The organism is Haematobacter massiliensis, assembly GCF_000740795.1.
Classification (GTDB): domain Bacteria; phylum Pseudomonadota; class Alphaproteobacteria; order Rhodobacterales; family Rhodobacteraceae; genus Haematobacter; species Haematobacter massiliensis.
The window spans coordinates 43,655-58,887 of record NZ_JGYG01000009.1 but is presented as its reverse complement, the minus strand read 5'-3'; the positions used below and the strand labels follow the sequence as shown (position 1 = coordinate 58,887).

The following is a 15,233-nucleotide window of genomic DNA, read 5'->3' as shown; positions in this document are numbered from 1 at the left end:
GATCAGCGCGCGGAGGCGGTGAGATAGGCGGCGCAGCCCGTAAGGGCTGCGAAGTCGTCCTCGATCACCGACAGGCCGAAATCGCCCATGAAGGGGCCGAAGCGCCCCTTCTCCCGGAAGGCTTCGTGCAGGCCGAAGCTGTCGAACCACGGCAGGAAGGCACGCGCCACGCCGCCGATCAGGTAGATGCCGCCAAAGGGCAGGTGGATCAGAGCCAGATCACCGGCCACGGCCCCCAGCAAGCGAACGAAGATCCGCCCTGCCTCCACCGCGCGCGGCTCACCTGCTTCCAGGGCTGCCATGATCGCGGCGGTGTCGCGGGCGGGCTCGCCCTGGCCGAGCCACGCGTCGATCCGCGCCACGCCCCGGCCGGACAGGACGTCTTCCACCCCCACGAACCCATGCACGCCTTCCAGCGCACGAACCAGCGACAGCGCCTTTTCCGTGCGGACGGGCAGGGTCACATGGCCCGCCTCCGACGGCAGAACGACCCGGCCCGCGGCGGTTTCGTGGACGGCGGCGGCGTTGAAGCCGGTGCCGACCCCGATCACCAGCCGTGTCGCGTCTGGCGCCGGGTCGCCGCCGGCAAAGACCTGAGTGATCTCCCCCTCCGGTATCGCGTCGAGCGCATAGCCCTGTGCCACGAGATCGTTGAGCACGGCAGCCCGGCTTGCCCCCGTCGCCCCGCGAAGCAACTCGGGATCGGCGGACCAGTCGAGATTGGTCAGCCGGCCGACATGGTCGCGCACCGGTCCGGCAATGGCCGCACAGGCGCTGTCACAGCGGCGCAGGCCCATATCCGTGCCGAACTGGCGCAGCACTTCGGCCAGCGAGCCATGCCGGGCATTGGCGAAGCGGCGGATGGTGGCCGCATCGACCCTGCCATCCCGCGAGAGGGCGACACGGGTATTGGTGCCGCCCACATCCGCGACCACATCGATCCGTTCGGGTGTCTGCATGTCCGGCCTCCGTTCGGTTTTCCCCTGTTTGCACCGGGTAGCCGCGCGGTTCCAGCCCGTCGGGCCGAAAGGCGTGCGCAAACGGAGAGGGATCAGGCTGACAGGGAGCGGAAATGCAGATAGGCGGCCGCACTCCACGAAAAGCCCTGCCCGCCCAGACCCTCTCCCGTGCCGGGGTGGAAATATTCGACGAAGCCCGCCGTCTCCATCGCCCGGCTGACGGAGCTACGGAGCGCGTCGGCCAGTTCGGGCACTCCATTGCGGTCAAGCCCGGCGGCGAGCAGCCAGTCGATGACCGGCCAGACCGGCCCCCGCCAGTAGCGGCGCGGCTCATAGGCCGGGCAGTCGGCGGGCGTGGTCGGGAAGGCGACGCGGAGGCCCTGCATCCACCGCCGCATCTCCGCCACCGCCGCATCGCGGATGTCGGCGGGCAGATCAAGCGCGAGGAGCGGGAGGAACCCCGCCTGCGTGGGGGTGATCACGTCGGCTTCGGCGATCAGGTCGCGGATGAGGAAGCGGCGATGGCCGGGCGACCAGCGGGACAGGAGCGCCGCGCGGGAGCGGGCTGTCATCGCGCGAAGCTCTTCTGCGGCCTCCGGCAGCGCCAGCGCCTCCGCCACCGTCAGCAGATCCTCTCCGGCTTTCAGCAGGATCGCGGTCGTCTGCACGCAGCCCATGCGGAAGGGCGCGGCCGCCCATTGCCGCGCCGGTTCCCAGTCGCAATCGGCATAGGTGTCCACGAGGTGGATGAACCGCTGGTAATCCTCATCCCGCGGCCGCATGGAGGGATCCACATGGCCGGTGTCCTTGCGGCGCACCGGCTCCCGCGTGGTCGTCGGCACGCGGGAGAGCGCCTCATCCCAAGCGGGCGAATTGTCCGATCCGCTTTCCCAAGGGTGGAGCAGCGCCACGAGGCCAGTGCCCTCCGGGTCGCGGGCGGAATACCACCAGCGATGCCAGCGGAGCGCCGCCTCGAACAGCGGGCGGATGCGGGCGTGCGGGGCCCCCCGCTCATGGAGCACCCGGACCGCCATGCCGAAAACCGGCGGCTGGGTGATCCCGGAGGTGGCCACGGCATTGTGGGTGCGCCAGACCTCGGGGCCGGGGTAGTAGCTGTCGCTTGGCTGGTGGAACACGATGTGCGGGATCATGCCGTCCGGCCATTGACCCTCGGCGAGCCGTTCCAGCTCGCGGCAGCCCCGGTCGACGTCATAGGTGGCAAAGCCCATGGCGACGAAGGCCGAATCCCAGTTCCACTGGAAGGGATAGAGCCGGTCGGTCGGCAGTGTATATCCGCCCCTGTCATTCCGGGCGAGGACGGCCTTGGCGGCGGCGATGTAATCGGTGGTCATGGGAATGTCCGTCAGGCGGGAAGGCTGCGTCCGCTCTCGGGCGAGAGCCAGACAAGGCGGGCGGGGTCTGGGGCAAGGGCGATCTCCTCCCCCGGTCGGACCAGCTCCCCCGGCGGCAGGCTCACGCGGACCGGTTCTCCGGCGATGGTGCCGGTCAGGAGCAGATGGGAGCCCATGGGTTCCGCCACGCGGACGGTCATCGGCAACCCCTCGCCCGCCGGCGCCCGCTGGACGGCTTCGCCGCGAAGGCCGAGCGTCACGGTCGCGCCCGATCCGGGCGGGGCAGCAGTGTGGAAACCGCCCAGCGTCACCGCACCGCCGGTCACCGGCAGCGTCAGGAAATTCATGGGCGGATTGCCGATGAAGCCGCCAACGAAGCGCGTCGCCGGCCGGTCATAGATATCTATGGGCGAGCCGATCTGTTCGACCACCCCGTCGTGCATCACCGCGATCCTGTCGGACAGGCCCATCGCCTCCGTCTGGTCATGGGTGACATAGAGCGTGGTCGTGCCCGCTTCCGCCAGCACCTGCTTCAGCTCCGTCCGCATCTCCAGCCGCAGCAGCGCGTCGAGGTTGGAAAGCGGCTCGTCCATCAACAGCACCGCCGGTTCGACCGCAAGCGCCCGCGCCACGGCCACCCGCTGCCGCTGACCGCCCGAGAGCTTGTTCGGATAGCGGTCCAGATAGGGCTCGATATGCAGAAGCGCCGCGGCCTTGGCGACCTGTGCGGTCACACGGGCCTCCTCCGCCTTCTGCATCCTGAGACCGAAGGCCACATTCTCCCGCACGGTCATATGGGGAAACACCGCGTAATTCTGGAACACCATGGCCAGCCCCCGGTCCTTCGGTTCCAGCCCGAGAACGGAACGGCCGCCGATGCGGACATCGCCGGAGGACGCCGTCTCCAGGCCCGCGACGATGCGGAGCAGCGTGGTCTTGCCGCAGCCGGAGGGGCCGAGGAGCGAGACGAATTCTCCGTCCCGAACGGTGAGGGACACTTCCTTCAGCGCGTCGGTGGCGCCGAAACGCTTCCGTATGCGGTCGATGACGATATCAGCCATGAATGGGTCTTCCGGTCATTTCGACGAAACGCCCCAGATCGCGAACAGGTAACGCCGGACGGCGAAGATGAACGCGACGGAGGGCACGATGAGCAGCAGCCCGCCCGCAAAGCGGTAGTGCAGCGGACTTTCCGACAGGACGGTGAGCAGATAGGCGGTGAGCGTCCGGTTGCGGACGGTCAGCACGGAGGCCGCGAACACCTCGTTCCACGAGATGACGAAGGCAAAGACAGCCGTCGCGGCGAAGCCGGGCAGGGCCAGCGGCACGACGATACGGAAGAACGCCTTGAGCCGCGAGCAGCCGAAGACCCATGCGGCCTCCTCCAGCTCCCGCGGGACGCCCATGAAGATGCCCTGCGTCACCAGCGCCGCAAAGGGCAGCGCGAGAATGGTGTGGATCAGTCCGACTCCGAGCACCGTATCGTAAAGCCCGAGCCGGATGTAGGACACGGTAAGCGGCAGGGCCAGAACCGCCAGCGGGAAGGCACGGGTCAGCAGAACCATCACCCGGAACAGGTTCTTGCCGCGAAAGTCGTAGCGGGCCAGCGCATAGCCGGCCGGCGCGCCCAGCAGCAGCGACAGCAGCACCGTGATCCCTGCCGCCCAGAGCGAGTTCAGCAGGGCCGCTATCAACCCTTCCGTCTGAAGAAAGACCAGAAAGGCATCCAGCGAGACATTGGTGGGGAGAATGGTCTTGGGCCATTGATAGACCCCTTGCCTGCCCCCGAAGGCACCGAGAGCCAGCAGATAGATCGGCACCAGAACCCAGGCACAGAGCACGGCAATCCCGGCCCAGAACAGCAGGCGGCGCGCGGCAGGGACACTGGGGGCGGCGGTGGCCACGGATGTATCGCTCATGGCAGCCGCTCCGGATCGACCTTGATGGCTTTCAGATAGACGAATGTCGCGGCGAGCGAGATCACCATGATGAGCACGGCATAGGCCCCCGCCACGGCGTAGTTCTGGTTCTCATGCTGCCAGATGTAGGTTTCACCCATCAGCACGGGGAAGTTCCGCCCGCCGAGCGCATAGACGACGGCAAACACCTCGAACGCCAGCACCGTCCGCAGGATGAGCGCGGATTGCAGCGCCGGGCGGATGAGCGGCAGGGTGATCTTGGTGAACCGCGTCCAGCGCGATGCGCCGAAGACTGCCGCCGCCTCGCCGAAGTCCTTCGGCACCTGATTCAGCCCCGCGACGATCACGATGAGCACGATGGCGGTGGAACGCCAGATCTCTGCTGCGACCACACCGAAGAACAGCGCGACCGGGGTCTGATAGGTGAGCCAGGCCGTTTGCCGCGGGATTATACCGAGGCTGTAGAGCAGGCTGTTGAGATACCCCGAATTCTGCAGGATGGAGAGCCAGACCAGCCCCGCTGCCAGATCGGATATCGCAAGGGGGATCGTCCAGATCCAAAGGATCGTTTCCCGCCCCCGCCCGATCTTGGCCACCATCGTGCCCATCAGCAGCGACAGCGCCACCTGAACGGGAACCACGATCGCCGTCAGCAGCAGCGTGTTGCGGAGCGCCGGGGCGAAGTTCAGATCGCCCGCCATCCGCCGGACATAGTCGAGCGTCGGCCTCCCGCCGTCGGAGAAGGCCAGCCAGACCGTCTGCCCCAGCGGGATGAGGAACAGCACCACCAGAAAGACGCTGGCGGGCAGGATTAGCAGATAGGGGGTCCAGCGTCTTTCGGGCATGGTATCCTGCGTGAATGGGCTTCCCGGGCGACGTTTCAGGTCAGAAGGGGCCAGCGACAGTGGCGGGAATGAACACCGGCCAGCGAAGCGGGGGTCTCGACCGGGAGGGGTTCCGGGAAGGGGTCTGGGGTCTCCGGGTTGCGGGGAGGGAGCTTATGCGGGGCCGGTAGGGGGCCTGATGCGGGGGCCGGGGGCTTGCGACCCCGGGGTCCGGCGGGCGGCGAACCGCCCGCCGTCCGTCTCTGACGGATCAGGGGGGAGGGGTGATCCGTCGGGACAGCGGCGCGCCGGGAGGGGCGGCGCGATCCGCCGATGCCGTCGTGTTCGGAAGCACTATGTCATCCCTCACTCCACCGGACAGGGTCCGTCGCTTTTCGCATCCGGCGCCCAGCAGGGTGCCTTTGTCGTCTCCATGAGGCCGCTCAGCACCTTGGCCTCCGCCTCCAGCACGGTCTGGATATCCTCTCCGTTCAGGACGATGCGCTGGAAGGTGTCGGTGTAGATCTTGTTGAACTCACCCCCCTTGTCACCCAGCCCGACCGGCAGGAGCGAGACCACCCCGTCGCTCGCCGTCTGTGTGGCGGTGACGGCTGCGGCCATCGCAGCGATGCCGGGGTCGCCGCCTTCGGGCAGCGGTACGGACAGGGTCGGGAAGAAGCCGACCTTCTCCGCCGTCATGAGCTGCACCTCGGGCGTGACAAGATGCGCTATGACCTTCTCCGCTCCGGCCACATCGGGCGCGCCTTGCGGTATGGCCAGCCCCGCGACGACCGGCATGTAACCCCTGCCCTTCGGCCCTGCGGGGGCAGGGAAGACCTTCACCTGATCGGGCATGGAGATGACGGCCTCCTTCAGCCGCGCGACGTGATCCCATGCGACCCATACCTCGTCGGCGAGCAGCGGCTCCTGCATGAAGCCATAGTTGGTGGAGGAGGGATTGGTCACGGCCCAGAGCGACTTCATCATCTCCCAGCCCGCCACGGCCTCCGGTGACTTGAAGGTCCGCACCACGCCGCCGGTATAGGAGGGGTAGAGATAGCCTTGGAAGAAGCGCGAGAAGAGACCCTTCGGCCCGGCCGGGAAACCGATACGCGCCTGGCCCGTCTCCTCCTGCATCGCCTTGCCCCAGGCGATGAGCTGTTCATAGGTCAGGGCGTTCAGATCCGCGCCTTCGGGCAGGAATTCCAGCGCCTCCTGCTTGGCCACCATGACATAGGTCGCCTGCATCCACGGGATATACTGCTGGTGGTCATGCCCGAGCTTGCCCAGATCCATCAGCGCGGGGGTGATGCCCTTGTCCTTCAGCGCGGCGGCGATGTCATCGAGCGGGGTGAGCATGTTGCGGTCCGCCAGCGGGGCAAGCTCGCCATGCGTCGCGCCCACGAGGCTGATCGTATGTTTTCCGGCCTCTGCCTCCGCGGCCATCCGGACGGCGAATTGCGGCGGCTCCTCCACCACGTAGTCCACACCGTCGAGGCCCTTCAGCAATTCCTGCCGGACGGCCGTCGCCTCCTCTATCGGGCGGAGCTGGGTGGACAGGAATATGGTCTCCGCCGGAGCGGCGCTTGCCGTTGTCGCGGCGAGGATGGCAAGCGCCATCCCCTTGCGGGTTGCAGTGGTCATGATGTCTCCCTCCCTTGATTGGTCTTGCCGGGCCAAAGATGGCTTTCCCGGTCCACGAAGCGGACGGGGCGCAGATCCTGAAGTTCCGCCGCAGGGCGCCCCGCCATCGCGCCGATGATGAGTTCCGCGACACGATGTCCCAGCGCCTCCCCCTGCATGCTCATGGTGGAGAGCGACGGATGGGTGAAAGCGCCGAGCGGCAGATTGTCATGGCCCACCACGGCCGCGGAACGTCCCGCCGCACGCAGCGCGCCAAGCGCGCCGATGGCCATTTCATCCGTCGTGCAGAGCAGCGCCGTGGGCGGATCCTGCGCGGCGAGTAGCGCCTGCGTCGCGTCGAAGCCGCCCTGTTCCGACAGATCCCCCACCGCCAGCAGATCGGCGGGAAGGCCCGCCGCCGCCATGGCTCCGCGCCAGCCTGCCGCGCGGGCATGGGCGAAGAAGAAATCCTGATTGCCGGCGACATGGCCGATCCGGCCATGCCCGTCCGCGATGAACCGCTCCGTCGCGCGGCGAAAGCCGTCCTCCCCATCGCCGTCGAGCCATGGGTGCGGCTGCGGGTTCTCCGTGCGACCGTCCGTCACGAAAGGCACGCCGCGGGATTGCAGGAAGGCCACGCGCTCATCCTGCCTGCGGGTGCGGACCAGCAGGATCGCATCCACCCGCCGCCCGTCAACGAAGCGGCGGCAGATGTCGATCTCGCTCTCCCCCTTCGGGACCGGCGCGATCATGAGGTTGAACTGCTCCTGCGCCAGCCGCTCCGCACAGCCGGACAGCAGGTCGAGCAGATGCGGCGTTCCGATCCGGCCCGCAGCGATGGGGAGGGGCACCGCCACGACTTCCGCCCGCTGGCGCCGGAGCCGCCGCGCGGAGGCATTAGGGCGGTAACCCGCCGCATCGGCCGCCTGCCGCACGCGGTTCCGCGTCGCCTCCGCCACATCGGAATAGCCGTCCAGTGCCCGCGACACCGTGGTGATCGACAGGTTCAGAGATTCGGCGAGTTCGCGAAGGTTCGTCATGGCTCCTCCCGCGAAAAGTTTCTCCAAAACGTTTTGGAGAGTCAAGGAATGCGTGAGGCCAAGTCTGCCAGACGTGAAAAAACCCCCGGAGCGAGGCTCCGGGTGTTCCAGGATTGCCAGATCGTACGAGCGGGATTAGGCGGCCAGAGCGGCCTTGGCCTTTTCCACGATCGCCCCAAAGGCTTCCGGCTCATGCACGGCGAGATCGGCGAGGACCTTGCGGTCCACCTCGATCCCCGATTTGGCGAGGCCGTTGATGAAGACCGAATAGGTCATGTCGGCATCGGCCAGCCGCACGGCAGCGTTGATGCGCTGGATCCAGAGCGCGCGGAAGTTCCGCTTGCGGACCTTGCGGTCGCGCGTCGCATACTGGTTCGCCTTGTCCACCGCCTGCGTGGCGGTGCGGAAGTTGCGCGAGCGGGCGGAGTAGTAGCCCTTCGCGGCCTTCAGGATTTTCTTGTGAGCGGCGTGGGTGACCTTGCCGGATTTGACGCGTGCCATGTGTCAGCCTCCCTCAGCGATCGTACGGCATGTATTTCTTGACGATCTTCGCATCCGGCTCGGACAGGATCATCGTTCCCGTCACGTCGCGGATGAATTTCGTCGAGCGTTTGATCATGCCGTGGCGCTTCCCGGCGGGACCAGCTTTCACTTTGCCGGTCGCCGTCATCGAGAACCGCTTCTTGGCGGCCGATTTGGTCTTCATCTTGGGCATTTCCATCTCCTCTTTCGAGTGGTCTTCCGCGCGACTCGGCATGCCACACTGGCCGGCCGCACGATTTCGGAAGGGGCCGCATACACGGGACCGGCGGAGGAGACAAGGGTTGATGCGACACTTTCCCGCGAATCCGCCGCACCTTTCGCGGCAGGCCCCCGTGACGACGGGAGAACCGGCTTCCCGCGCGCCTCCCGTTCAGAGCGGAGGGCGCGACGGTCGGCCGCGGGGCGCCCGGTAGGGGTGAACCGGGTGCGGTGAACCGGGCGGGGGGAGGGTGCCTATTCGGCGTCCTCCTCCATCTTCATGATCTGGCGCACTTCGCAAGGGGCGATGCGCAGGATGTTGGTGGTGCCCTGCGTGTTGAAGGGCACGCCTGCGATGACGATGATATTGTCCTGCGGACTGGCGAAACCATGGTTGATGGCCGCGCCCACGCCGTTCAGCACTGCGGTCCGGAAGCGGTCAAGCTCCCCCGTCATCACGCAATAGGTGCCCCAGGTGAGGCAGAGCTGCCGCGCGACCTGCGGCGTCATGGTCATGGAGATCTGGGGCACGCGCGACCGTTCCCGCGCAACCAGCCGTGCCGACCGCCCCGTCTGCGTGAAGCAGCAGATCGCCTGAAGCTCGGTGGATTCCGCCACCTGGCGCGCAGCGGCGACGATGCTTTCGGCGCGGCCGGGATAGGGCACCTTCCGGGAGCTTTCGATGATCTCGCGATAGGTGGGATCGGTCTCCACCTCCTCCGCCACGGCGTTCATGGTGCGGACCGCCTCCACCGGATATCTGCCTGCGGCGCTTTCGGCGGAGAGCATGACGGCATCCGCGCCTTCATAGATCGCGGTCGCGACGTCGGACACTTCGGCCCGCGTCGGCACGGGCGATTCGATCATGCTTTCCAGCATCTGGGTGGCGATGATGACGGGCTTCGCCGCGGCCCGGCACTTTCGCCCGATGCGCTTCTGGATCGGCGGCACGTTCTGGACGGGCAGTTCCACGCCAAGATCGCCGCGGGCGACCATGATGCCATCCGACACTTCGAGAATCTCGTTCAGCGCCTTCACGGCGGCGGGCTTTTCGATCTTCGACAGGATCAGCGCCCTGCCTCTCGCCAGCTCCCGCGCCTCCGTCACATCGGCGGGCCGTTGCACGAAGGAGAGTGCGAGCCAGTCCACGCCAAGCTCGCAGGCGAATTCCAGATCGGCCCGGTCCTTCTCCGACAGGGCGGCGAGCGGAAGCACCACATCCGGCACGTTCACACCCTTGCGGTTGGAGATGACGCCCCCCGCGATCACCGTGCAATCGGCGTAATCCACGCCGCAGGCGGTGACGGAGAGCCGTATCTTGCCGTCATTGACCAGCAGGGTAGCGCCGGGTTCGAGCGCCGCGAAAATCTCCGGGTGCGGCAGGCAGACGCGCTGCTGATTGCCCGGCGCGGGGTCGAGGTCGAAGCGGAATGCGGCTCCCTCCTCCAGCACCTCGGAGGCGTTTGCGAATACCCCACAGCGCAGTTTGGGGCCCTGAAGATCGGCGAGAATGCCGATCGGACGGCCGATATCCGCCTCCACCTGCCGGATGATGGCATGGCGCGCGGCCTGTTCTGCCTGGCTGCCATGGCTCATGTTCAGGCGGAACACGTCCGCGCCTGCTTCGAAGAGCGCGCGGATCGTCTCGTAATCGCTGGAAGAGGGGCCAAGAGTGGCCACGATTTTAACGTTGCGTTGGCGTCTCATCTGTCCTCGTTCGCGCTAACGGGGTTTGTTCGGGCGCACTATTGCCCCATTGCGGCGCTGCGGCAACTGGTCGTTTGGCGGAGGCGGATCTATGGTCCGCTCGCGGAGGCCCGAATGACATACCAGCCCTATCACATCATCGGCGCGGAACGCCCGTCCCGATGGCTCGTCACCGTGGACCACGCGGCCAATACCGTGCCGGACGCCGTCAACGGTGGTGATCTGGGCATCGCGCCCGCCGATATGCAGCGCCACATCGCCTATGACGTGGGGGCGGCGGGCATCGGCGCGCGGTTGGGAGAGCTTCTGGACGCCCCGGTGATCCTGTCGAACTTTTCCCGCCTCGTCATCGACCCCAACCGGGGGGAGGATGATCCGACCCTGCTCATGAAGCTCTACGACGGTACGATCATTCTGGCGAATCGCCACGCCGACGCAGCGGAGGTGGAGCGTCGGCTCACCGCCTATCACCGGCCCTACCACGCGGCGCTGGAGGAACTGGCGGCGCGGCGGGAAGATACCGTGATCCTCGCCGTGCACAGCTTCACCCCCAGACTTCAGGGGCGGGAGCCGCGGCCGTGGCATCTGGGGGTGCTCCACGCGGGGGAGGATGCGTTCTCGCAGGCGGTTCTGGCACGGTTCCGGCGCGAAGCCGATCTCTGCATCGGCGACAACGAACCCTATGCGGGGCATCTTCCGGGAGATTCGATCGACCGCCACGCGCTTGCGCAGGGGCGGGCCAATACGCTGATCGAGGTGCGCAACGATCTTATCCGTGAGGCGGAGGGGCAACGCGGTTGGGCGGAGCGGCTGGCGCCGCTGCTCGTCGATGCGCTCGCGGCCTCTTCCGTCTGAAGGGGCGCGGCGTAAGCAGCACCTTGTCTGCTGAAAGTGCCGCGCCGAACCCCCATCTTCATGCAGCCGATACAACAACCTGGAAACTGGAGGATGAGCATGGACGACCGGACCCGCATCGAACTGGAGGCTGCGGCCTTTCGCGCGCTTCGCGACCATCTTGCGGCGCATCCCGAGGTGCAGAACATCGACCTGATGAATCTCGCCGGGTTCTGCCGCAACTGCCTGTCGCGCTGGTATCAGGAGGCCGCCGAAGCGCAGGGCATCCCGATGGACAAGGAGGAGGCGCGCACCGCCTTCTACGGAATGCCTTACGAGCAATGGAAGACGGAGCATCAGCAGGAAGCCAATGCCGCGCAAAAGGCCGCCTTCGATGCGGCCAAGCACGACTGAACCTGCCCGCCGTGACCCAACGGAACACGCCGAACCTTGCGCGCCATGGCAATGAAGTTCTGGTAGTTTTGCCAGCATTCGTGCCACAAAATGGCGAATGAGGCGCCCGAAGGGGCGTATACGATCCAAGGGGGAGGATTACTGGATGCTCGGCGGAATGATGTACAAGCCGCTCTTGATCAGCAGCCTGATCGAACATGCGGCACGCTGGCACGGGGATACGGAGATCGTCTCGGTGGAGACGGCGGGCGGGATAGACCGTTCCGACTGGGCAACGGTGGAGCGTCATGCACGGCAGCTCGCCTCGGCGCTGGAAGGCCGGGGGTTTGAGCGCGGCGACCGTATCGCGACATTGGCCTGGAACAACCGCAGGCATCTGGAACTCTACTACGGCATAGCGGGGGCGGGGATGGTCTGCCACACGCTGAACCCGCGTCTGCCGCCAGAGCAGCTCATCTATATCATGAACCACGCCAGCGACCGGCTGATCTTCGTGGACCGGACCTTCCTTCCGCTGATCGCCAAGGTGCTGCCCGAGTTGCAGACGCTTCGCGGCGTCGTCCTGATGGGCCCGCGGGATGAAGAAGCGGCGGCAATGGTCGAGGGGCTGCTCTTCCACGACGAACTGGTGGCGGAAGGGGATGCCGGTTACACATGGCCGGAACTGGACGAACTCACCCCGTCCTCCCTGTGCTACACGTCCGGCACGACGGGCAATCCTAAGGGCGTGCTCTATACACATCGCTCCACCGTGCTGCACTCCTACGGGGCGAACCAGCCGGACGGGCTGGCGCTCAAGGGGTCCGACACCGTGATGCCGGTGGTGCCGATGTTCCACGTCAACGCCTGGGGCGTGCCCTATGTTGCGGCGGCGATAGGTTGCAAGGTGGCGCTGCCTGGGCCGGGGCTGGACGGCGAAAGCCTGGTCAAGCTCATCAACGCGGAGGGGGTGACCGTCGCGCTCGGGGTTCCGACGATCTGGATGGGGCTGCTCGGCGCATTGGAAAAGGCGGGCGAGACCTCCATCAGTCTCCAGCGCACTATCGTCGGCGGGTCGGCCCTGCCCCCCTCGATGATCAAGATATTCCGCGACCGCTACGGGGTGGAGCTGATCCACGCCTGGGGAATGACGGAAACCAGTCCGATCGGCTCGCTCAACCAGCTGAAGCAGAAGCACCAGCACCTGACCGATGCAGAGAAGGAGGAGATCCGGCAGGGGCAGGGGCGCCCGCCCTTTGGCGTGGATCTGCGCGTCGTGGATGCGGAGGGGCATATCCTTCCAAACGACGGGGAGGAGCAGGGCCAGCTTCAGATCCGGGGGCACTGGATCATCCAGAACTACTTCGGGCAGGAGAAATCCGCGCTGACCTTCGACGGCTGGTTCGATACGGGTGACATCGCCACGCTGGACGAGGACGGCTACATGATCATCCGCGACCGGGCGAAGGACATCATCAAGTCCGGGGGGGAGTGGATCTCCACGGTGGAGCTTGAAAACATCGCCATTGCCCATCCGCTCGTGGCCAATGCCGCGGCGATCGCGGCGCGTCATGAGAAATGGGATGAACGCCCCGTGCTCATCGTGCAGAAGCGACCCGCCGTTGAGGTGACCGAGGCCGAGTTGCTGGCCTTCTTCGATGGCAAGGTGGCGAAGTGGCAGGTTCCCGACCGTGTGATCTTTGTCGAGAGCCTTCCGCTCGGCGCGACAGGAAAGGTCGTGAAAGCGAAGTTGCGGGAGCTTTACGGCGATGTGCTGCTTGGGCAGGTCGCCTAGGTCTTCCTGCGGATAAGGGCCGTCGCGGCGAAGATCAGCGTCGCGGCGGTCACGATGGAGGGTCCGGCGGGCGTGTCGAGCCGGAAGGAGGCCCAAAGCCCTGCCAGTGTCGCCACGCTGCCCGCCGCGACGGCGGCCAGCGCCGCAGATTCGGGCGTTCTGGCGATGCCGCGGGCGGTAGCAGCCGGGATGAGCAGCATGGCCGCAATCAGCAGGGCGCCCACCACCTTGATCGCCAGCGCCACCACCAGCGCGAGCGCGACGGTCAGCACCAGCCGCTCCCTGTCCGGGCGGACACCCGAAGCGACCGCCAGATCGCTGGACAGCGTGGACAGCACGAGCGCATTCCAGCGCAGGCCGAGCAGTGCCAGCGTCAGTGCGGCGCCGATCCAGATCGTCGCCACATCCCCCCAGCTTACCGCGAGGATATCGCCGAACAGATAGGCGTCGAGGCTGACGCGCACCGGCAGGAATGACACGGCCACCAGCCCGAAGGCCAATGCCGAATGCGCGATGACGCCGAGCGTCGTGTCCAGCGCCCAGCCCCGCGCCGCGAGGGTGGAGACGGCAAGTGCGACGACCAGCGCCACCAGCATGATCCCCGCCTGCACCGGCAGGGTCAGCGCCAGCGACAATGCAACGCCCAGAATCGCGGCATGGGAGGTCGCATCGCCGAAATAGGCCATCCGCCGCCAGACGACGAAACAGCCCAGCGGCCCCGCCGCGGCCGCAACGCCCAGTCCTGCAAGGGCCGCACGGATCAGGAAGGGATCAGGCATGTTTCCTCTCGCCATCATGATGGTCGTGATCGTGCGGGTGATCGTGACCATGCCCGTCATCGCCGCCGGGGTCGTGATCGTGGTCATGATGGTGACGATAGAGCGCCATGGTGCCGCCCGTGCCATCACCGAACAGCGCCCGGTATTCCGGCGCGGTGGAGACATGCCGGGGTGCGCCCTCGCAGCAGACATGCCCGTTGAGGCAGATCACCCGGTCGGAGGCCGCCATGACGACATGCAGATCGTGGCTGACCATGAGCACCGCCGCGCCGGTTTCCTGTCGCACGGTTTCGATCAGCCGGTAGAAGGCGCCGGTTCCCGGCTGGTCCAGGCCCTGTGTCGGCTCGTCGAGCATCAGCAGGTTCGGTCGGGAGAGGAGGGCGCGGGCGAGCAGCACACGCTGAAACTGCCCGCCCGAAAGTCCGGCGAGCTGCCGGGAGCCGAGGGCGGGCACGCCCACCCGGTCGAGCATCGCCACGGCCTTCGTGTCGCTGACGGGGTGGGGAAGCGACAGAAACCGCCGCACTGTCATGGGCATCCCGGTATCGACATGGAGCTTCTGCGGCACATAGCCGATGCTGAGGTCCGGCACGCGGGTGATCTGCCCGGTGGAGGGGATGGCGCCGAGCAGCGCCTTGAGCAGCGTGGATTTGCCCGAACCGTTCGGGCCGATGACAGTCACGATCTCGCCCGGCTCGATGGCGAAATCCACCCCGGTCAACACGGGCGCGCCGCCGTAGGTTACGCCGAGAGATCGTGCGGTGAGGAGACTCATGCCGCGCTCCGGCAACTGGGGCAGAGACCGACCGCCTCGATGCTGGAGCGCTGGACGACGAAATCCCCGGCGGCGGCTTCGAGCGCGGCGCGCACCGTTTCACCCGGTGTTTCCGCCACCGTTCCGCAGCCCTCGCAGATCAGGAACACCGGTGCGTGCTCCTTGCCCGGGCTCATGCAGGCAGTGAAGGCGTTCAGGCGGCGGACACGGTGGGCAAGCCCGTTCTCTACAAGGAATTCCAGCGCGCGATAGGCCACCGGCGGCTGCTTGCCGAAACCCTCTGCCGCCAGCCGCTCCAGCACATCATAGGCGCCCATGGCGCGATGCGCCTCGAGCAGGATTTCGAGCGTTCTGCGGCGCACCGGGGTAAGCCGCACGCCATGTTCCTGCGCAAGCAACTCTGCCCGCGCAAGCAGATCGCCGGTGCAGTGGGAATGGTCATGATCCGCAAAGGCGCGCGGTCCGTCCGTTTCAGTGCTTGACATGTTATAT

The 15,233-nt window shown here is 66.7% G+C and carries 16 protein-coding genes; 3 read left to right on the top strand and 13 right to left on the bottom strand.

All coding sequences use genetic code 11. The annotated features are described in order from the left end of the window. Positions 1-2: 2 nt before the first annotated feature. From CN97_RS13370 to pyk, 10 genes are all read right to left on the bottom strand, one after another. Complete coding sequence (locus CN97_RS13370) at positions 3-959, bottom strand: glucokinase (protein ID WP_035712374.1); 957 nt, start codon at positions 957-959, stop codon at positions 3-5. Between the two features lie 92 nt (positions 960-1,051). Then, positions 1,052-2,311 carry an MGH1-like glycoside hydrolase domain-containing protein gene (locus CN97_RS13365; RefSeq protein ID WP_035712372.1) on the bottom strand — a complete coding sequence of 420 codons (1,260 nt, stop codon included), beginning with the start codon at positions 2,309-2,311 and terminating at the stop codon, positions 1,052-1,054. 11 nt (positions 2,312-2,322) lie between these two features. Then, positions 2,323-3,372 (bottom strand): ABC transporter ATP-binding protein, encoded by a 1,050-nt coding sequence (locus tag CN97_RS13360; protein ID WP_035712370.1) that lies wholly within the window; start codon positions 3,370-3,372, stop codon positions 2,323-2,325. 15 nt (positions 3,373-3,387) lie between these two features. Then, entirely contained in the window at positions 3,388-4,230 is an 843-nt protein-coding gene (locus CN97_RS13355) for a carbohydrate ABC transporter permease (RefSeq protein WP_035712368.1), read from the bottom strand. After that, positions 4,227-5,075, bottom strand: a complete 849-nt coding sequence (locus CN97_RS13350) for a carbohydrate ABC transporter permease (protein ID WP_035712365.1) — start codon at positions 5,073-5,075, stop codon at positions 4,227-4,229. The genes CN97_RS13355 and CN97_RS13350 overlap by 4 nt, the downstream gene beginning before the upstream one ends. Before the next feature lie 345 nt (positions 5,076-5,420). Continuing rightward, positions 5,421-6,698 (bottom strand): ABC transporter substrate-binding protein, encoded by a 1,278-nt coding sequence (locus tag CN97_RS13345; RefSeq protein ID WP_035712362.1) that lies wholly within the window; start codon positions 6,696-6,698, stop codon positions 5,421-5,423. Beyond that, positions 6,695-7,717 (bottom strand): LacI family DNA-binding transcriptional regulator, encoded by a 1,023-nt coding sequence (locus CN97_RS13340; RefSeq protein ID WP_035712359.1) that lies wholly within the window; start codon positions 7,715-7,717, stop codon positions 6,695-6,697. Before CN97_RS13340 ends, CN97_RS13345 begins: the two co-directional genes overlap by 4 nt. Positions 7,718-7,852: 135 nt before the next feature. Further along, positions 7,853-8,218, bottom strand: a complete 366-nt coding sequence (rplT, locus tag CN97_RS13335) for a 50S ribosomal protein L20 (protein WP_035712356.1) — start codon at positions 8,216-8,218, stop codon at positions 7,853-7,855. A gap of 13 nt (positions 8,219-8,231) precedes the next feature. Further along, on the bottom strand, positions 8,232-8,432 hold the full coding sequence (rpmI, locus tag CN97_RS13330) for a 50S ribosomal protein L35 (protein WP_035712352.1): 201 nt from the start codon (positions 8,430-8,432) through the stop codon (positions 8,232-8,234). Positions 8,433-8,713: 281 nt separating this feature from the next. Next, positions 8,714-10,165, bottom strand: a complete 1,452-nt coding sequence (gene pyk, locus CN97_RS13325) for a pyruvate kinase (RefSeq protein ID WP_035712350.1) — start codon at positions 10,163-10,165, stop codon at positions 8,714-8,716. Between the two features lie 114 nt (positions 10,166-10,279). Between pyk and CN97_RS13320 the strand changes: the two genes are divergently transcribed. The 3 genes from CN97_RS13320 (at position 10,280) to CN97_RS13310 (ending at position 13,187) form a co-directional block, all read left to right on the top strand. Next, positions 10,280-11,020, top strand: coding sequence for an N-formylglutamate amidohydrolase (locus tag CN97_RS13320; RefSeq protein WP_035712348.1), 741 nt, complete (start codon positions 10,280-10,282; stop codon positions 11,018-11,020). Between the two features lie 99 nt (positions 11,021-11,119). Beyond that, a complete protein-coding gene (locus tag CN97_RS13315) occupies positions 11,120-11,413 on the top strand; it encodes a DUF1244 domain-containing protein (RefSeq protein ID WP_035712647.1) in 294 nt (97 codons plus the stop codon). Positions 11,414-11,558: 145 nt separating this feature from the next. Beyond that, entirely contained in the window at positions 11,559-13,187 is a 1,629-nt protein-coding gene (locus CN97_RS13310; protein ID WP_035712346.1) for a long-chain-fatty-acid--CoA ligase, read from the top strand. On the opposite strand, the gene CN97_RS13305 is transcribed toward CN97_RS13310, so the two are convergent. From CN97_RS13305 to CN97_RS13295, 3 genes are read right to left on the bottom strand one after another with little or no spacing between them, the layout of a single operon-like run. Further along, complete coding sequence (locus CN97_RS13305) at positions 13,184-13,966, bottom strand: metal ABC transporter permease (RefSeq protein WP_035712343.1); 783 nt, start codon at positions 13,964-13,966, stop codon at positions 13,184-13,186. The two genes, CN97_RS13310 and CN97_RS13305, sit on opposite strands and share 4 nt — an antisense overlap. Next, complete coding sequence (locus tag CN97_RS13300) at positions 13,959-14,741, bottom strand: metal ABC transporter ATP-binding protein (protein WP_035712341.1); 783 nt, start codon at positions 14,739-14,741, stop codon at positions 13,959-13,961. Before CN97_RS13300 ends, CN97_RS13305 begins: the two co-directional genes overlap by 8 nt. Beyond that, a complete protein-coding gene (locus tag CN97_RS13295; RefSeq protein WP_035712337.1) occupies positions 14,738-15,226 on the bottom strand; it encodes a Fur family transcriptional regulator in 489 nt (162 codons plus the stop codon). Before CN97_RS13295 ends, CN97_RS13300 begins: the two co-directional genes overlap by 4 nt. Positions 15,227-15,233: the final 7 nt, after the last annotated feature.